Genomic DNA, 17,895 nt, shown 5'->3' on the forward strand with positions numbered 1-17,895 from the left:
GTAGCCAGATAGAATGTGTTCGATAAGTAGGCACAGTAAGAACAGACTGTGCGATAAATAAAACAGTATGAGGCTATCAATGGCGGCACCTCTCAGCGATCTAGCGGCTTTCCTCGCGGTAGCAAAGGTCGGCGGCTTTCGCGAGGCAGCGCGAGCCAGCGGCGTTAGTGCATCCAGTCTCAGCGGGGCGATGCGACGACTGGAGGCCCGGATGGGCGTTCGTCTGCTCCATCGAAGTACGCGCAGCGTGATGCCCACCGAGGCCGGTGCGCGATTGCTTGAGCGGCTGGAGCCAGCGTTCGTGGAGTTGGAGGCTGCGCTCGATGTGGTCAATGGCTATCGAGATCGCCCTGTCGGTACGCTGCGACTAAACGTGCCGGCTAGTGCGGCACGGTTGGTCCTGCCGGGTCTGCTGCCTGCCTTTCTGGCGGCGTACCCGGATATCGTTCTGGACGTGGTCGTTGAGGAAGGCTTTGTCGACATCCTCGCGGCGGGATGCGATGCCGGCATTCGTTACGAGGAGCGCCTGGCTCAGGACATGATCGCCATCCCGATTGGCCCGCGTTGGCAACGCATGGCGACAGCAGCCGCCCCCGCTTATCTTGATGCTCGCGGACGTCCATCCCATCCGCATGATCTGCTGAACCACGCCTGCCTGCGTGGCCGCTTTGCTAGCGGCGCGATGCCAGACTGGGAGTTCCAATGCGGTTCCGAGCTAGTGACTGTGGAGCCCAGTGGGCCCTTGATTGTGCGGGTGAGCGGGGGTGTGGACCTCGCGGTCGATATCGCCATAGCGGGCTGCGGCATCATCCACCTTTTCGAGGATTGGCTGAGGCCCCACTTTGAAAGCGGTGTGTTGGAGCCCGTGTTGGCACCGTGGTGGAGGCCCTTCACAGGGCCGTTCCTGTACTACCCTGGCCGACGTCATCTACCCGCGCCGCTACGGGCCTTCGTAGATTTTGTTAAGTCGCAGCCGACGTAGCGGAAAACTCGGTTGACTTGTTCATGGTTCCATCTTCCCAAAGATCGGAGCGCCCATCAAAACTCGGGGCGGTTCAACGTATCGGTCCCTGAAGAAATTCGCGAAGCCCAATTTCCTCCACGCCTTGGAATTGATCAAAGGCGTCGCTGAAACGGCCCTGGCGACACAGCTCCTTGATCGGCAGACCGGCTTCGCCGAATCTGGAGTCGGACTTGTCTGCCCATTCTTGGATCATGGCCCCTACACGGTGATGCCATCTGGCGGCCCCATTCATCAAGCCCTCCACGCACGCAAACTGCCCGCCGATGAGCATCCGTTCGCTCTGCACAACGCCATTCACGTAAGCGTCTCCTGCGGCTGACGAGGGGAGGAAGCTTGGCAGGCGGTAGGGGCGCCACCGTTGGAATTCGAGCAGCCGACTCTCGACCGGCTCTAAAAACCCGCGCGGCAGCCCGTAGGACTTCTTACTGGCCGCGCGCAGCCTCCGCCTCCTCGACCGACAGAAATTTCAAGGGCTGCGCGGGTTTGAAATCCTTGAGCACATTGCCCGCGTACACCGGCTGCTGCTCCAGACGCAAGCGCAACACCGGCGCACCGACCTTCAAATTCGCCTGCTTCAAATCCACCCAAAATGCATTGGGGGTTTCAACATCCTGAAAGTAATACCGCAGCGTGGTTTGATCGGCCACCGTGCGCCAGCGCGTATTGGAAATATTCGGCTGCCCCGGCGTGGTAATTCCCATCGGCACCGACACATTGTTCAGCACACTCATGACCTGCGCATCGGCTTGTTCCGGATTGGCGGTTTTCGGAATGGCATGAATATAAAAACTGGCACGAGCGAACCGATCCGCCGAACGGTTCGTTCCCGGCAAAAAGGTAGTGCCGCCAATATCTTGCCAGTATTTTTGAATCGCCAACTGCTCATCGTAGCTGGGATCGTTGGTCATCACTTGGTACTGACGACCATGATGAATCAACAACTTGCCGTTGATGTATTCGAAAATCGCGCTGTCGCCTTGCGCATCGGAAATCGATAAATGCAAAGTCGCGAATCGATTCGTGCCGGGAATGACGCTAGACACCACGGTCACCGGATCGGCCTGCATGGCCTTAACGGCCTCATCAACCGTGGCGAAATTGTCGAGAAAGTACTGCACCCACGCGGCCACACTCAGCTGGTTTTTGGCGCCCTGCGTTTCTGGGTATCTGGTGCCAGCGAGCCATAACATATTGGCAACCAGGCCCTTTTCGTTCATGCCATCGACTGTGCTGAACCCAAAGGAACTCGTCACGACACTGCCGAATCGCGAAGTCCAGTGCACCGAATCAGCCCCCGCACCACCGTCATGCGTCAGCCCGCGCGGCATAATCCACAAACTGGCAGGGATTTCGTCGCGCCAATCCATCGTGCGGCCGGTCACCACCAAACCGTGCTCACCGTGATACACCATGCGCGTACAAGCATTCGCCACGGGCAAAACCCACGCGGTACTTGCCAGCATCAACACAGCACCCCAGACAACCCGAGAGAAATACATATGACGACCTCAATCTCATCTAACGAAGGATGAGCGCAGCCTAGCTTGTTCTTGGTGCAGAGATCAATCGCCCGGGCACCTCGAAAAATCTCCCCCATCACCTGACAACCCTGGCATGGCGGGGTCTGCATGACGCGAGGGGGCGTAGGAATGATCAAGATCAGTCTCTCTGTTCGCGGAGCAAGAACGCGAAACCAAGCTGAACTGGATTGGCTGCGCGCTGGCCAAGCTGGCCGCGCATGTGGGCTTTGCCGCGCTGGTGGCCGAGATCGACGGGGCGCCGCCGCGCCCGCGCCGGATCCGCGGTGATCGCCCGCCACTCCCCACCGAACTGATGATGCGCATGCTGGTGATCCAGCAGCTCTACAACTTGCGACAAGCAGAGGGAATTCTTGTTGCTGGACCGGCTGCGCTTTCAGCGCTTTGTGGGCTTGCGGCACAACGCGCAGACGGCCGATCTTCAATCGCCCGCGCAATCGCCAAGAGCCCGGACTTCTCGGCGGCAAGATCGCGAGATTTGCCAAGATCTAGATGTGAAAATATTTCCACATCTACCCTGCCATGCCGAACGCCATGCCTGACGGCGCGGATCGCGTCATCAACCTGTGGATAACTGCCCGATCCTTGCACGCGGGTAAGACGAGCGGTAAGACGAAGGCAATCCAGAAAAGAAAAAACCCATTGAATCATGGGCTTAGTTCAGCTTATTGGCGGAGAGAGGGGGAACATTTTCATTCGACTTATCAATAACATGCATGGATCATGCCATGTTCCGTACCATGGTTTTGCTTGGTGTCCGGCGCGACAGCAGGGGCGATAATCATCGGGGCGCCGCTGGCAAGCAGTTGCCTCCGTATTGGCTCTGACCAAATCTCACATCACCACGATGTGCTCGTGGATACGTGCGAGCAGATCCTCGAACGGCGGCTGCCCAAGGTAGTACAGCGCCGACGTCTTCCGGTACTCCTCACTGAACAGCTGCCGCTGCGCAAGGTCCTCGAGCCGAAAAGCGGCGTTCTTTGCGATCTTCAGTTCGTCACCGCCACGAAAGCGCTGCCGCTTCCTCTCCTCGTACGCAGGCTGCCCGAGAAACGCCAGGACCTCGGGCAGGCCTAGCAGGCAGTAAACATCGTAGTAGTGCCGCAGGAAGTTCTTGGGGAACTCCTTCGCGTCACCGAGCCGCCTGTACTTGGTCGAGATCGTCTGCAGCTTCTCGACGAAGGTGTGCGTTGGCGCGTAGCAAGGCACTTGCTGAGCTCGGTTGTCCGCCATTTTCACACCTCGCGCCACAGCCGCGTCGTATGCCCAAGACGAGATGGTCACCGCGCGATTCGGCGCCGTGTCGTCGAAGCCCAACTCCAGCAGAATGCCGGTTTTGACGCCTTGCAGCGCTCGGTTGACAGATGGATAGTTGAGACGAACGCCCGCACTGCGCAGTTTCTCGTCATCGAACGCCGTGTCGCGCTCCCCGGTCAAAATCCCGGGAATCTTGATCCCTGCCGCCAGCCAATCGTAGAAGGCGCGCCGCGACTCAACATGCGCGGGCTTGTCTTGGTTCCGCCCTGTTCGGACCTGCATCGACTCGGGTGGTTCGATGCGAATGTCGATGTCTTCCGAAAATCGATGGATGACGCCGAAGCCCTTGGAGAGCGATGTCCCCCCCTTCAGTTCGAACTGGAAGCCCTGCGCCTGCAAGCCCCAGAGGCAGTGCATGATCCAGTAGTCCTTCTCGACGAGCACGGGATCAATGCCTCGCTCGCCGGCCACGATCGAGACGAGTTGCGCAAAGTCGCGTCGGTCGTGCAGGAAGTCAGGCATGTAGCCAGGCCGCAAGGCGCTTCCTGGTTGCCATCGAGCCATAGCTCTCGACGGCTCGCAGCAGCCGCTGTCGATCAAAGGAAGCTGCTCGGCCCTGGGCGCGCTCCAGCAACGCTGCCTGGTCTTCCGCAAGATCGCCGAGGTTGTTCAGCGCATCGACGAACAGAAACTCAGGCGTAAGCCTCTTCGGGAAGCGCGACTTCATGCGGAAGTCGAACTGTCGGTTGCCCAGTTTGACGACGCCGTGGCGCTTGTGGTTGTAGACCAAGGTACGGTTGTACAACTGGGTCGCGCCAATCCCTGCCGAGTTGTAGGCGGACGCCGAGAACAGCAGAAAGTCCTTGTCACGCAAGAAGGCGGCAACAAGCTCTTCATCATCTGGCGGCAGCACCCCGAGCCGAGACCGACGGGGCGCGTAATACAACCCCTGGGCAAGCTTCGCCAAGCGCCCCCCATCCACGAGCTCGCGTAGATGACGGTCCACCGCCGTCGAGAACGGCAGCAGGTCTTCGCGCCTGTAGACGCGCCCGGCGCGCAGCTCACCCGCGAGTCGCGTCACCGCTTCCCGCTTGGACCCTGCAGGCTGATGAGCCACACCGGACATGCCTAAACCCTCGTTGAGATTTCATGCAATTCTAGTTCAGATGCGTGCTGCAGGTCATCGCGCAAGCCGCTGATTGACTGGCGGAGCAATCCGGAGCAAGCGCTGCCGAGCTCAGGGTTTGTGCGCCAGCATCTCCTTGCGCCAACACCTTCCCCTGCCCTTTCAACCCAGTCCGTGCGCGAGCAGCGCCAACAGCGCAAAACCGGCTCCCACGAAGACCACGGCGGGCCATCCGCCCAGGCTCCAGGCGTGGCTCGCCAGCAAGGAGCCGAGAGCCCCTCCGCCGAAGTAGCACGTCATGTACAGGGCGTTGACGCGGTTGCGCACCTCGCCCGGAAGCGCGTGGATCGATGCCTGGTTGGCAATATGCGCGGCCTGGCACCCGGCGTCCACGGCGACGATGCCGACGACGAGCCCCCAGAGCGCATGCCCGCCGACGACCGCCGCGGCCCACGACGACAGCACGATCAGCAGGGCGACGCCGCGAACGCGCCGGGGACCTCGCGCGCGATCCGACCAGCGCCCGGAGATCGCCGCAGCGCTCGCGCCGGCAATCCCCAGCAGGCCGAAGGCTCCCACGACCGCGGGCCCGTAGCCGTAGGCGGCACTTTGCAGCAACGGCGTCAATCCGACCCAGAACACGCTGAAGCTGCCGAAGAACAGCGCGCCGGTCAGCGCTGCCGAGCGCAATTCCGGGAATCGTCCGAGCTGGGAGAAGGTGGACACGATCAGGCCGAGATAGCGGCGGTGCTCACCATCCGCCGGTGCGGGTTGCCGCGGCAGGACGGCCCAGAGCATCGCGAACATCGCGGCGTCGAGCGCCGCGCCGACGATGAACACAAAGCGCCAGCTGGCCCACTGCGCCACCGCGCCCGCGATGACCCGTCCGCCGAGAATGCCGATCATCAGACCGCTCATCACGGTCCCGATGGATCGGCCGCGCTCCTCCGGCCGCGCCAGGTGGGCGACCAGCGGAATGATCTGCTGCGCAATCGAGGACAATACACCGACGGCGAACGCTGCCGCCGCCAGCCACGCCACCGAAGGTGCCAGCGCAGCCGAAACGGTCGCTGGTACCAGCAGCGCCGATAGCCAGAGGATGATGCGATGGCGGGCGTGGCGATCGCCCAGCGGACCGAGAAGGATGAGCCCGGCCGCGTAGCCGACCTGTACGGCCGATGGCACGACACCGATCGTGGCGATCGTGACGTGAAAATCTTGGGCGAACTGCAGCAGCAGCGGCTGCGCGTAATAGAGATTCGCGACCGAAATGCCGCAGGCTGCCGCCATCAGCACGGTGAAACGTGCGTTGGCAGTTCGCCGATCGGCAACGTATTCCATGGCGTCGGGACGGATGGGAACGGGAGACCGGCCGCGCCCCATCATCCGCGCACCAGGCCCATCATGGTCTCCGGATACCGCGCGCCGCTGGCCGCATCCTGCGGGAACAGCGTGTCGATGCGTTCGCGCTCTTCGCGGGTCAAGGTGACGCGCAGCGCGCCCAGGTTCTCCTCCAGCCGGGCCAGCCGACGCGTTCCCGGAATCGGCACGATGTGCGGGTCGCGGCCGAGGACCCAGGCCAGCGCCAGCTGCGCCGGGGTGCACCCCTTCGCCGCCGCGAGGTCGCGCACCGCCCCGACAAGTTCGAGGTTGCGCTCGAAGTTCTCGCCCTGGAAGCGCGGGCTGCCGCGGCGATAGTCGCCGGTCTCGAAGTCCGCTGGGCTGCGGATGGCGCCGGTGAGGAAGCCGCGCCCCAGAGGGCTGTAGGCGACGAAGCCCACGCCCAGCTCGGCGCAGGTGGCCAGCACCTCGTCCTCGGGGTCGCGCGTCCACAGCGAGTATTCGCTCTGCAGCGCCGTGATCGGATGCACCGCATGCGCGCGCCGCAGCGTCGCCGGTCCGGCTTCGGACAGCCCCAGGTAGCGCACCTTGCCGACGCGCACCAGGTCGGCCATCGCGCCCACCGTGTCCTCGATCGGCATGCTGGCATCGACGCGGTGCTGGTAATAGAGATCGATATGGTCCACACCGAGCCGCTTGAGGCTGGCGTCGCAGGCGCTGCGGACATACTCCGGGCGGCCGTCGATGCCGCGCGCGCTCGGATCGGCCGGGTCGCGGCGGATGCCAAACTTGGTGGCCAGGAACACCTGAGCGCGGCGGCCCTGGATAGCACGGCCGACGAGTTGCTCGTTGGTGTGGGGCCCGTAGGCATCCGCGGTATCCAAAAGACTGACCCCGCGATCCAGCGCCGCGCCGATCAGCGCTTCGGAGGCGGCATCGTCGTGGCTGCCGTAGAAGTCGCTCATGCCCATGCAGCCAAGGCCGATGGCGGAAACCTCGGGGCCGTCGCGGCCCAGGTGTCGTGTGTCCATGGAACATCTCCGAAGGCAAGCGGCCGGATGCCGCGATACCGGCCATTATTCGGAGCAGCGCTATGCTCGTGAAGGCCAATCCACGCAAGCCTGTTTTGCATCTATGGAAAACCTGAACTGGGACGATCTGCGCCTGTTCCTGCTGGTCGCACGGACCCGCAGCCTATCGGGCGCGGCGGTGCAACTGGGCGTGAGTCCGTCGACGGTCGGCCGGCGCGTCGTGCAACTGGAGCAGGCGCTCGGCGTGTCGCTGTTCGTGCGCCACGCCAGCGGCTACCGGCTGACCGAGGACGGCGGCGCGCTTCTGGACGAGGCGCGCCGCGTCGAGGACGCCGTCGTGCAACTGCGGGGCCACGCTGCGGACATGAGCGCCACACCGCGCGGCCATGTGCGCCTGGCCACCAACGACGCGCTGGCGAACCTGCTGATCCTGCCGCGCTGGGCCGAACTGGCGCCGCGCTACCCCGACCTGGTGCTGGAACTGCTCACCGGCTCCGCCGTGCAGGATCTCTACCGCCGCGACGCCGACCTCGCACTGCGCCTGGTCCGCCCCGAAGCCGGCGGACTGGTCGTGCGCAAGCTCGGGATCCAGGCCTACGCCGTCTACGCGCGCAAGGGACTGGTGCCGACCGCGGCCAAGCGCAGCCAGGCCGCGCTCGCCAACCTGCCGTGGATCGGCTGGGACGTCTCGGTGCAGCACCTGGTGCAGGCCCGCTGGCAGCGCGAGCACTTCCCGCAGGCCGCGATCGCGTTGACCGCCAACAGCATCTTCACCCAGCTCCACGCCGCGGAGCAAGGTCTTGGCCTGGCGGTCCTGCCCTGCTACATCGCCGACGCCAGCGCGCTGCTGGAACGCTGCCTGGCGCCGTCGCGGTGCGTGTCGCAGGACATCTGGCTGGTGATCCAGCAGGGCTTACGGGATTCTCCGCGGGTGCGCTTGATCGCCGACCTGCTGACCGAACTCGTCCACGACAACGGGGACGCGATCGCCGGCAGGCGATGACTCCTCCGAGATTCACCGAACCCTATGGGGCACCTCAGTGCTGAACCGGAGCGCCGTCGCGAGCAGTCCGCAGCGGAAGTAGAAGCGATGGCCGAGCGCATTGCTCATCGGCGTATCCAGCACGAGCTTGCTGCAACCGGCTTCATGCGCCTGCTCCTGCAGATACCGTATCAATTGCTCGCCGTAACCGCTGCTTCGGCACCGCGCGTCCGTCACCAGATCGTCGACGTAGAGGAAGGTTCCGTGAACAAGGTTCTCCTGCAGGCGATAGCCGGCAAGGGCCACCGGCGTCCCCGCGTCCCGGAGCACGACGAGTCGATATCCGGCCTTGCATTGGCGGCCCCATCGTTCGAGGAATTCGTCTGCGTCGGCCAGGTGCGGACGCAATTGGACGATCAGGGGGTGAACGGCAAGCGCCGCCGCGATGCTGTCGACCGGTTCCACGGTGCGAGCGTCGGCGCATGCGTGGCCCCCGCTCACTTCGCCCCGCCCCCCTCGGGGGCTGCGCGCGCCTTCGGAGCCGCCGTGCGCCGAGCTCATGTGCCGGCCTGTTCGGAAAGATGCCCGGCAGGGATCGGTGGGGCGAAGCGCAGCCCCCCGGCGATGCGGTTCCAGGCGTTGATGTGGCCGATCGCGGCGCTCAGATGCGCCGCTTCCTGCATCGTGAAGTGAAGGAGCAGATCGTCGAATCCGGCGTCGCCGACGGATCCGGTCGCCATCGTCGTCAGTGCCTCCGCCCAGGCCAGCGCCGCGCGCTCGCGCGCCGAATAGATGTTCGCCTCGGCCCAGGTCGCGACGAGATCGACCTTGGCCATGGGAGTCCCGAGCTTGCGGGCCAGATTCAGGTGGTACTGGAGACAGAAGGCGCAGCCGTTGATCTGCGAGACGCGAATCTTGATCAGTTCCGTGAGCTGCTTGTCCAGTCCGGAGTCGGCCACGGCGCGTCCGAGCGCGCCCAGGGCCGCGACGGTCTGCGGCGCGAGGCTTTCATAGTCCGCGCGATCTAGTCTTGGGGCGGTGTGGGTCATCGGGAGGCTCCTGGTCAAGTGGTGGGCGTAGTATCAGAATTCGAACAACGACAGGATATTCGAATTCGAACACCATGCGCAAGAACGCAGTGAACGTCACCCCCATCCCGAACGCGGGCGAAGGCAAGCGCGGCCAATCGGGGCACATCGGCTACCTGCTTCGCCAGGCCGAGGTGGCGCATCGGCAGCGCATGGAGCGTGCGCTTTCCGCGGTCGGCCTGACGCCGCCTCAATTCGCCGTGCTGACCATGCTGGTCGCGTACCCAGGGGCCAGCGGCGCGGATGTCGCGCGGCTGTCCCTGCTGACGCCTCAGACGGTGAGCGTGATCGTCGGCAACCTGGAACGCATGGGAGCGCTACGGCGCCGGCGTCATACGACGCACGGACGCGTTCTGCAGATGGACATCACGGACGATGGCAAGCGACTTCTGGCCCGCTGCCGGAGAAGCGTGGACGGCGTCGAGCAGGAATTGCTCGACGGGATGAGCGCTGCAGAAGAGACGGCGATTCGAAGATGGCTAGTCCACATCGCGACGCTCAGCCCCTTTGACCGCTAGCACCTTCCGCCTTCTTTTTAGATACGCATACCAATTCATCATTGGAACGTGTCATATCGGTCTGTCACACGCAGGACCTTGCCCGGATTCATGATGTTGCGGGGGTCCAGGGCCTTCTTGATCGCAACCATGGCGTGCATTGAAGGGCCACGTTCGAGTTCAAGAAAATCGAGCTTTCCGTATCCAATGCCATGCTCCCCCGTGCATGTCCCACCGAGTCTGATGGCGCGTCGCATCAAGCGGGCGTTGAGTTCCGCCGCGCGCGTCATTTCATCGGCATCGTCGGGGTTGACAACGATGCACAGGTGGAAATTGCCATCACCAACATGTCCGCACATCGGCGCAGTCAACCCCAACTCCAGAACGTCTCGCCGAGCAGCAACTGCGGCATCACCGAGCATGGAGATCGGTACGCACGCATCGGTTGGTATGCCTTGACATCCTGGACGCAGCGCTAGCGCTGCCCACCACACATCGTGCCGCGCTTGCCAGAGTTGGGAGCGAGCCTCGGGCGTCGTCGCCCAAGCGTAGCCAGAGCCTCCGTTGTCGCGCGCAATGGCCTCAACCATCTCGACTTGTTCTGCGAGGCTCGCGGGGGAACCTTGAAACTCGAAAAACAACGTTGGCACCTCAGGCAGATTAAGCTTCGAATAGCGATTGCAGGCTGCAACTTGCAGTTCATCCAGAAATTCGATGCGGCCAATGGGGATACCTGTCTGGATCACCTGGATGACTGTGTCGATGGCTGTCTGCAGACTGGGGAAGCCACATCGTGCCGCACTCACGCCTTCTGGCAGTGGATGCAGTCTGAGCGTCAACTCGGTGATGATCCCCAAAGTCCCTTCAGCACCTGTAAACAGGCGGGTCAAGTCATAGCCTGCTGCAGATTTCCTGGCGCGCCCACCCGTTTCGATAATCTCTCCATTCGACATCACAACCTGAAGTGACATCACGTTGTCACGCATCGTGCCATAGCGCACCGCATTCGTTCCTGACGCGCGCGTCGACGCCATGCCGCCAAGAGAGGCATCCGCGCCCGGATCGATTGGAAAGTGAAGCCCGGTGCCATGCAATTCAGCGTTCAACTGTTTTCGCGTCACTCCGGCCTGCACTCGGCAATCGAAGTCTGCGGTGTTGACTTCGAGGATGGCATTCATCTGCGACAGATCAATGCATATGCCGCCTGAGATCGCCCCGATTCCTCCCTCACAGGATGTTCCCGTACCGAATGGAATGACAGGAACTGAAGATGCGTGGCAGATATCGACAACTGCTGCGACATCCTGCGTGGACTTCGCAAAGACGACGGCATCAGGTGGGCATGTCGGATGAAAGGAGACATCTTTTCCGTGCTGATCGCGAATGGTCTGACCCAGTGCACATCGCTCACCGAATAATTCCCTCAGTTGAGTGATGATCTGCGCCTTCTCGCTTTTCGCCACGGCAGTCATTTGACGTCCCCCTGGGGTTGGTTAATCAAGCACATTGTGGACCGGTCCATTCGTCACATTTCAGGCGCAGGTCCTGGGCATTGAATTTCTTGAAGCACACATCAGCGCAGCGTCCAGGCCGCGATGAGGGCCCCGGCCAGCAAAGCCAGCGCCGCCCCTAGCAGCGCCGCACCTGTGCCCGCCATGCCTCCCGCGTGCAGATGCAGGAAACCGCCAAGCAAAGCGATGCCCAGCGCGCCAGCCGCTTGCCGTGCGGTGTTGTTCACCGCCGAGGCCATGCCGGCGCGTTCGTGCGGCACGGCGCCGATGGCGGCATGCACCACGGCCGGCATGGCCGGCACCAGGCCCAGCCCGGCCACCAGCAGCCAGGGCGCCATCGCAAGAAATGGGGTCTGCGCCTCAACGCGCACCAAGCCGAGATAGGCGACTCCCATCAGCGCCAACCCGGCGACAGATGTCCAGCGCGCGCCGAACCGCCCCACCAGCCGCCCGCCGAACGACACCAGCACCACGAAGGGCAGAAACATCACGCTCAGCCGCACCCCGGCCTGCGCCGCCGACAAGCCTTGCACGTGCTGGAAGAACAAACTCATGGCGAACAGCATGCCCATGACGCCGAAGTTCATCAAGCCCGCCGCCACATTGGCGCCGGTAAACGCAGGAAGGCGGAAGAAGGTCAGCGGAATCAGCGGCTGGGTCACGCGGCCCTCCCACAAGACAAAGAGCCCGCCGCCCAACACGGTGACGCCGCCAGCCAGCAGGATGGGCGGTGCGGCCCAGCCCAGCGCATGGCCTTCGATCAGGGCGAACAGCAAGGCGGCCAAGCTCACCGTGGCCAGCACCTGCCCGACCGCGTCCAGCTTCCGCTGAGTGTCCCCGTGCGATTCGCGCACGGAGCGGGCGGTCAGCAGCAAAGCCACCAGCCCGACCGGCAGATTGATCCAGAAGATCGCCCGCCAGCCCAGCGCATCGACCAGCACCCCGCCCAAGGTCGGCCCGGCCACCAGCGCCACTCCTGAAATACCCGCCCACAGGCCGATGGCCCGCGCCCGCAGGCGCGCATCGACGAAGGCCTGTCGCAGTATGGCCAGGGAGTTGGGCAACAAAGCCGCGGCGCCCACGCCCTGCACCACGCGCGCCGCGTTCAGCCAGGCCAGAGAGGGAGACAAGGCGCACAGCAGCGAAGCCAGCACGAAGACCACCAGGCCGAGGGTGTAGACGCGCTTGCGGCCGTACAGGTCGGCCAGTTCGCCCGCGCCCAGCATCAGGCTGCTGAAGCTCAGCGCGTAGGCGTCGCTCACCCATTGCAGGCCGGACAGCGTGGTGTGCAGTTCGCGATGAATCTGCGGCAGCGCGACGTTGACCACGGTGATGTCGAGTTGCACCATGGACAGGCCGAGAGAAACGGCGAGCAGCAGACCGAGCGGAGACGGAACTGCACCGCCCGTGATTTGCGTTGAAGTCTCTGCAAGAGGTTCTGGTGGTGACATACGGGTCAGTCAATGCGTCGCCGCACGCTGCGCAACCAAGGTGGTCATCGGCCAAAGCAAGGTGCAACTACCGCCCCCATCTTGCACTGTCAGGAAGTCCTGAACTCCCTCAAGACAATCCTCGTCCGAATACTCCGGCTTGGCAGAAAACAGCAGACGTAAAAACTTGCCCAGATGCTGAGAATCGGCAAATCGCCATCGAGCGGTGTTGTCGTAGAACGCGGGGCGGCTCCAGCCCGTCAATCCACAAATTGTGGTGGCGAAATCTTGGGACAAAAATGACACCTCATGGCCGGTCACGCAGGAGCGAGCGATGAAGCTATCGAAATAGCGCGCCAATGTCGTGCCCGCAAAGATGTCGGTGATCACCAACCGACCGCCAAGTTTGGTGTGCGCGGCGAATCGCTCAAACGCCCGCGTTTTGTCGCGGACATGATGGATGGCGCCGCGGCTCCAGACCGCGTCGAAACCCTTGAACGCCAGTTCCATATCCTCTGCTGCCTGGTGGTGGATACGGATATTGCGCGGCAGAATTTCGGCAAGCCCTTGCGTTTGCTCTGACGCGGGATCGACGATGTCCAGGCGGCCGTTCGCACCAAGCGTTCTGGCAATTTCGCGGCTGAAGTACCCTGTTCCGGCACCAACCTCCACAATGGATTCCCCTGGTCTTGGTTGAAGCAAGTCGTGCATTAATTTCAAATCGTGTAGCCACGCGTCGGGATACAGACGCAGGGCATCCTGATAGTTGGTCGAGCGCTCACCACTGAATTCGGCATCGGTGTCGGCATACATGGCAATGATCTCCAAAATTGACAAAAGGCTGAAAACCGCGATCAACAACCGCATCCCATTGCGGCCGTGCCCGTTTCATTGCACGCTCTCCACCGCCAGCGGAGTTTTCTTTCCCTCTTTGAACTGCGACAGGGTGATGACCGGATGCACCAATTCGCCGGTGGAGGTGAAGCGAATGTCTTTCTTGGTCACGCCCTCGTAGTCGACGTGGCGGATGAAGGGCAGGTAGACCTTGGGATCGACCGACTTGGCTTTCATCATTGCGTGGGCCAGCACCATCGTGGCGTCATAGGCATAAGACGAAAACGGCTGCAGGGCGGAGGCGCCGAATGCCTTCACGTAGCGGGCCTTCCATGTGGGCCCACCGGGCATGTCCTGCAGCGGTGTGCCGCCTTCGGCGCAAATCGTGCCGTTTACCGCAGGGCCGGCCAGTGTCGCTAGTTCGCCGGTGCAGATGCCGTCGCCGCCCATGAACTGCGCCTTGACGCCAAGCTGCGCCATCTGGCGCAGCATCGGCCCGGCCTGGGCATAGGCCCCGCCGTAGAAAATCACCGCCGGATGCGCCGCCTTGATCTGGATGAGGATGGCGGTGAAATCGGTCGCGTGGTCATTGGTGTATTGGTGATCGACGATGCGCATGCCGTCCTTCTGCGCGTCGGCAATGAACACGGAAGCGATGCCCTGGCCATAGGCGGTGCCGTCGTCCACCACCGCGGCGGTCTTGTCGTGCAGGTGGTGTGCCGCGTATTGCGCCAGGCCGGCGCCGATGGCGTCGTCGTTCGCCAGCATGCGGAAGAACGTCTTGAAGCCCTGCTGGGCAATTTTGGGATCGGTGGAAGCCGGGGTGATTTCAGGAATGCCCGCGCGGTCATAGATGCGCGAGGCTGGGTAGGTGCAGCCAGATTCGAGGTGGCCGACGACGCCGTTCACTTTTTCATCGGCGAACTTTTGCGCCACGACCGTGGCCTGCTTGGGGTCGCCCTGGTCGTCCTCCACATCCACCTTCCAGGTCACCGGCTTGCCGTCGATGCTGGCGTGCTCGGCGTTCAGGTGCTGAATCGCCATCGAGACACCGTTGGCCGCATCCTTGCCGTAGGCAGAGGCCGGGCCGGTCATCGGCCCGGCATAGCCGAGGGTGACCACGCTGGGTGCCGCAAGGACGGGTGCTGCGGAACAGGCCGCGAGCATGGCGGCTATCGCACAACGTTGCAAGGTCAACATGGTGAGACTCCTTCTCGGGAAATGCAGGCAAGGTGCGACTGACTCGGTTCTGGCTCAACTGGTACGACGAGTCAATGTCGCGCGTTGTCGCTGCTGCGGTCAGGCGTAACTGCCATCTGACGAATCGATACTATTACCAGTATGCGCTAAGATTAAAATCAAATGGCTGCAACTATGGGGTTATGCAGCAAGTATTTTTCCAATAGTGCCGTCATGTCGAAAGAAACATCCGATCTCCTGCAGGATTCCTACGTACGCCGCATGATCGACATCGTGCAGAGCGACGGGCGCATCACGGTGCAGGCGCTCGCCGACTCGATCGGACTGTCGGCGCCCCCGTGCTGGCGGAGGTTGCGGGATATGGAGGAAAGCGGCCTGATCGTCCGCTATGCCGCACTCCTTGACCGCACGAAGTTGGGCCTGGACTCGTGCATGTTTACGCAGGTGAGTCTGGAGAAGCACTCTGAGGCTGTCGTCGCCGATTTCGAGCGGGCCGTGCGCGCAGCACCGGAAATCCAGGAGTGCTGGGTCATCACCGGCGATGCGGACTACCTGTTAAAGATCTACGTGCCAGATGCGCAGGCATTCGATCGTTTCGTCTCGCGCTTCATGCTCAAGATCAAGGGCGTGCGCCAGTTGAAGACAGCGGTGGCGTTGCGCGAAGTCAAGCTGGAAACCCGGCTCCAATTGCCGAGTGGATGAATGGGACGAGGTCGCGGATGACTTGCTCATTACGGCCATGGCCGATCAGGCGATCAGAGCCGCAGACTGTGCAAACTCCGGGAGGAGTCGAAACTTCGGCATAGGCGTGATAGTCGTGGTCGGCTTCCTCGACCCGCTGCACTTTGAAGTCGAAGAGGTTCAGGATGTTGGGAGACACTGCGTCGGCACTGGAAAGGACGGTGACTGTGAGGGTCGCTGTACGGCTACTGCTTCATGCAAACTTGAAAGCATCTTCCGAATCGCTTCAACAATCGATAGCGTTTGAACCATGCCGTTTTCATCCAGGCCAGCACCTAATAATGGAATGGTTACCGAAGCAGATTCGACAACGTTCGCTGCCATTGTCTTAAGAATCTCTCGAAGAGCCGCGTCTGCATGCTGGGCACGAGATGAAGCATTGAGGACGGCAACGGCCTTATAAGCAAATGGTTCGTAGCTGACAAGCCAATCAAGCGCATTCTTAATGCTCCCAGTGACTCCGTGAGCGTACTCAGGGCTTGCTATTAATATGGCATCAGCGGCCGCTACTAGGCGCCGAAAATCGTTGACAGTCGCCGGTATATTTGATTCGCGATCTGGATTGAATAACGGCAATTCACCTAAGCCTTGAAACAATTCAATTTCATCCGGAGCCAATCGAACAATCGTCCGTAACAGTGCCGAGTTGATTGAGGCGGCTCTTAGGCTTCCGGAAATAGCAAGAATCTTCATCACGCTTCATCGAACTCAGTCAACCGACCGCGCCAAGGCAGTGAAATCATCTTTTGCATCTCCTGGCTTTAATGTGATAGGAGTATTTCGTTGAATTGAATAATCGGCTCTATGTCTGTGTAGTTTGGCATATCGCCTTGAAGCACTTTTGCGTTAGGCATGAAAGCTTCCAAGAAGCTTTCGATGGAATCAAAATGGAAGTGGCACATCGCAATATATGCAGGCTCAGACCCAGGGACTGCTCCGCCAACACCATGCTCTACAGACACTCCTTTGAAGCCTGATTGCGCACTCAAAAGCTTAATGGAAAGAGGCATGTGAGTTTCAACATAGTACGAAACGTCAAACCTAGAGCCCTTGTTGTTCGGGTAGAGGATACTAATTTTGATCATTGGTCTCACTGTCCTGGAGAAATGGAACTTGCGATGCACAATTTGAGTGTGCCTATCGTCAGTTGTGACGGAGCCAAAGCGTCGATAGAGTGAACACAGCCAAATCCAGATAGCCGATTCATATAGACCCCACCCCCCGAAAATCGCCGTTTCAGGGCTCCGGATGTCGAACTCGGGTGAGCAGGATCAATCAACTCAAGCCAAGACTGGATCGCCAGATGCGAGGACTGGACGCAAGGACACGGCGTAATCTTGGCCTTCACGGATCAGCTTCACTCCCAGCGGCGAGAGTTCCCCGTGCTCCATGACCGTGTCAAACCCGGAATCAAGGCGTGATTGATAATATTTGATCAGCCCCGAAATCTTCTTGGAATCGGACTCTTCGACCTCAACCTTCTTCAAGATATTATCAAACGCATAAATGAGGCGGTGGATGACGAAGGTAGCGTGATAGATTGCTGCCATATCCCGTGCGTCCCTTCTCAGCGGCGATTGATAACATGGCCCGTCTGTGTTGGTGACAAGCTCTTCTTGAAGGTTCATTGCGAACAAGTACGTGTGCGCCGCCTCATGGATGAATTTATCGAGAAAAAATATCCAGTCCGGCTCCATCACTGCATTGATTAGGATCAACGACTGGAACGTATTTCCCGTTAAGGAAGTCGCCCGTTCGGTCGTGTCGCCCCCGGATTCAAAGAACATCACGGAGCCGACCAACGTGTCGATTTCAAAGGCCAGGTCCGGCAAGGCTTTGTAAAGCGTCTCCATACCGCTTTTGATGCACTCAGCGGCATGGTCTTCAAGGCGCGGCTCAACCGCCCGGAGCCGTATCTCCTTGTGGGTCGTCCCCTTGCTTATTCCACTCAGAATATCCGAGAACAACGCGGCATCAATCCGATCAGCAGGAAGGAATTTTGGCAGCGTGTCATACCGTCCTTCGACGAGCAGATCGAACAGTTTTCCGACCTCAGCAAAGCGGCCTTCTTCAAGAAGCTCGATGCTGCGATGATAGACAAAGCTGAAGAGGCCATTCATGCCGCTTGCAGGCACAGCCATCAGCGCGTCCAATGTGGTTTCGGATATACCCTCTACGCCAGCATCGCGCAACTGCTCCAACATGTCGATATATCTGGCCTTCAGTTGCTGCCGGAAACTTGCCTGCAACGCCGTCGCAATTTCGCGACTGGGGATGAAGCTGAATTCCAAGATT

Annotated in this window: 20 protein-coding genes; 6 read left to right on the plus strand and 14 right to left on the minus strand. The window is 61.3% G+C overall.

What is annotated here, in order from left to right:
• Positions 1-79: 79 nt before the first annotated feature.
• Entirely contained in the window at positions 80-982 is a 903-nt protein-coding gene (locus BVH73_RS01530) for a LysR family transcriptional regulator (protein WP_079415497.1), read from the plus strand.
• Between the two features lie 124 nt (positions 983-1,106).
• Complete coding sequence (locus BVH73_RS15975) at positions 1,107-1,343, plus strand: hypothetical protein (RefSeq protein WP_218919041.1); 237 nt, start codon at positions 1,107-1,109, stop codon at positions 1,341-1,343.
• A gap of 103 nt (positions 1,344-1,446) precedes the next feature.
• Here BVH73_RS15975 and BVH73_RS01540 read toward each other — a convergent pair whose 3' ends face one another.
• The gene (locus BVH73_RS01540) at positions 1,447-2,487 is read right to left on the minus strand and encodes a linear amide C-N hydrolase (RefSeq protein WP_154048390.1); all 1,041 of its coding nucleotides are present in this window, start codon (positions 2,485-2,487) and stop codon (positions 1,447-1,449) included.
• Positions 2,488-2,782: 295 nt separating this feature from the next.
• Here BVH73_RS01540 and BVH73_RS16180 point away from each other — a divergent pair, with 295 nt between their 5' ends.
• Positions 2,783-3,136, plus strand: coding sequence for a hypothetical protein (locus BVH73_RS16180; RefSeq protein ID WP_483887647.1), 354 nt, complete (start codon positions 2,783-2,785; stop codon positions 3,134-3,136).
• A gap of 260 nt (positions 3,137-3,396) precedes the next feature.
• Here BVH73_RS16180 and BVH73_RS01550 read toward each other — a convergent pair whose 3' ends face one another.
• From BVH73_RS01550 to BVH73_RS01565, 4 genes are all read right to left on the minus strand, one after another.
• Entirely contained in the window at positions 3,397-4,341 is a 945-nt protein-coding gene (locus BVH73_RS01550; protein WP_079415503.1) for a nucleotidyl transferase AbiEii/AbiGii toxin family protein, read from the minus strand.
• On the minus strand, positions 4,334-4,945 hold the full coding sequence (locus BVH73_RS01555; RefSeq protein WP_079415505.1) for a DUF6088 family protein: 612 nt from the start codon (positions 4,943-4,945) through the stop codon (positions 4,334-4,336). The genes BVH73_RS01550 and BVH73_RS01555 overlap by 8 nt, the downstream gene beginning before the upstream one ends.
• Before the next feature lie 162 nt (positions 4,946-5,107).
• Entirely contained in the window at positions 5,108-6,286 is a 1,179-nt protein-coding gene (locus BVH73_RS01560; protein WP_079420220.1) for an MFS transporter, read from the minus strand.
• A gap of 41 nt (positions 6,287-6,327) precedes the next feature.
• Entirely contained in the window at positions 6,328-7,317 is a 990-nt protein-coding gene (locus BVH73_RS01565; protein WP_079415507.1) for an aldo/keto reductase, read from the minus strand.
• 103 nt (positions 7,318-7,420) lie between these two features.
• Here BVH73_RS01565 and BVH73_RS01570 point away from each other — a divergent pair, with 103 nt between their 5' ends.
• Positions 7,421-8,320: a LysR family transcriptional regulator gene (locus BVH73_RS01570; RefSeq protein ID WP_169836732.1), complete on the plus strand. Its 900-nt coding sequence runs from the start codon at positions 7,421-7,423 to the stop codon at positions 8,318-8,320.
• 12 nt (positions 8,321-8,332) lie between these two features.
• Here BVH73_RS01570 and BVH73_RS01575 read toward each other — a convergent pair whose 3' ends face one another.
• Both BVH73_RS01575 and BVH73_RS01580 read right to left on the minus strand, forming a co-directional pair.
• Positions 8,333-8,764: a GNAT family N-acetyltransferase gene (locus BVH73_RS01575; RefSeq protein ID WP_245800378.1), complete on the minus strand. Its 432-nt coding sequence runs from the start codon at positions 8,762-8,764 to the stop codon at positions 8,333-8,335.
• Positions 8,765-8,856: 92 nt separating this feature from the next.
• A complete protein-coding gene (locus BVH73_RS01580; protein ID WP_079415513.1) occupies positions 8,857-9,348 on the minus strand; it encodes a carboxymuconolactone decarboxylase family protein in 492 nt (163 codons plus the stop codon).
• A gap of 74 nt (positions 9,349-9,422) precedes the next feature.
• Between BVH73_RS01580 and BVH73_RS01585 the strand changes: the two genes are divergently transcribed.
• Complete coding sequence (locus BVH73_RS01585) at positions 9,423-9,905, plus strand: MarR family winged helix-turn-helix transcriptional regulator (protein ID WP_079415515.1); 483 nt, start codon at positions 9,423-9,425, stop codon at positions 9,903-9,905.
• 38 nt (positions 9,906-9,943) lie between these two features.
• Here BVH73_RS01585 and BVH73_RS01590 read toward each other — a convergent pair whose 3' ends face one another.
• The 4 genes from BVH73_RS01590 to BVH73_RS01605 all read right to left on the minus strand — a co-directional run bounded on the left by BVH73_RS01590 (position 9,944) and on the right by BVH73_RS01605 (position 14,859).
• Positions 9,944-11,356, minus strand: a complete 1,413-nt coding sequence (locus BVH73_RS01590; RefSeq protein ID WP_079415517.1) for an FAD-binding oxidoreductase — start codon at positions 11,354-11,356, stop codon at positions 9,944-9,946.
• A 101-nt stretch (positions 11,357-11,457) separates the two neighbouring features.
• Positions 11,458-12,846 (minus strand): MFS transporter, encoded by a 1,389-nt coding sequence (locus tag BVH73_RS01595; RefSeq protein WP_079415519.1) that lies wholly within the window; start codon positions 12,844-12,846, stop codon positions 11,458-11,460.
• 9 nt (positions 12,847-12,855) lie between these two features.
• Positions 12,856-13,638 carry a class I SAM-dependent methyltransferase gene (locus BVH73_RS01600; RefSeq protein WP_079420222.1) on the minus strand — a complete coding sequence of 261 codons (783 nt, stop codon included), beginning with the start codon at positions 13,636-13,638 and terminating at the stop codon, positions 12,856-12,858.
• Positions 13,639-13,713: 75 nt separating this feature from the next.
• Entirely contained in the window at positions 13,714-14,859 is a 1,146-nt protein-coding gene (locus BVH73_RS01605; protein WP_079415521.1) for an ABC transporter substrate-binding protein, read from the minus strand.
• Between the two features lie 261 nt (positions 14,860-15,120).
• Here BVH73_RS01605 and BVH73_RS01610 point away from each other — a divergent pair, with 261 nt between their 5' ends.
• Positions 15,121-15,561, plus strand: a complete 441-nt coding sequence (locus tag BVH73_RS01610; RefSeq protein ID WP_079420224.1) for an Lrp/AsnC family transcriptional regulator — start codon at positions 15,121-15,123, stop codon at positions 15,559-15,561.
• Between the two features lie 159 nt (positions 15,562-15,720).
• Here BVH73_RS01610 and BVH73_RS01620 read toward each other — a convergent pair whose 3' ends face one another.
• The 3 genes from BVH73_RS01620 to BVH73_RS01630 all read right to left on the minus strand — a co-directional run bounded on the left by BVH73_RS01620 (position 15,721) and on the right by BVH73_RS01630 (position 17,891).
• The gene (locus tag BVH73_RS01620; RefSeq protein ID WP_079415526.1) at positions 15,721-16,293 is read right to left on the minus strand and encodes an NADPH-dependent FMN reductase; all 573 of its coding nucleotides are present in this window, start codon (positions 16,291-16,293) and stop codon (positions 15,721-15,723) included.
• A 68-nt stretch (positions 16,294-16,361) separates the two neighbouring features.
• A complete protein-coding gene (locus BVH73_RS01625; RefSeq protein WP_079415528.1) occupies positions 16,362-16,685 on the minus strand; it encodes an EthD family reductase in 324 nt (107 codons plus the stop codon).
• A gap of 195 nt (positions 16,686-16,880) precedes the next feature.
• Positions 16,881-17,891, minus strand: coding sequence for an aKG-HExxH-type peptide beta-hydroxylase (locus BVH73_RS01630; protein ID WP_079415530.1), 1,011 nt, complete (start codon positions 17,889-17,891; stop codon positions 16,881-16,883).
• Positions 17,892-17,895: the final 4 nt, after the last annotated feature.

It is taken from the genome of Thiomonas intermedia, from assembly GCF_002028405.1.
GTDB classification, from domain to species: Bacteria; Pseudomonadota; Gammaproteobacteria; order Burkholderiales; family Burkholderiaceae_C; genus Thiomonas; species Thiomonas intermedia.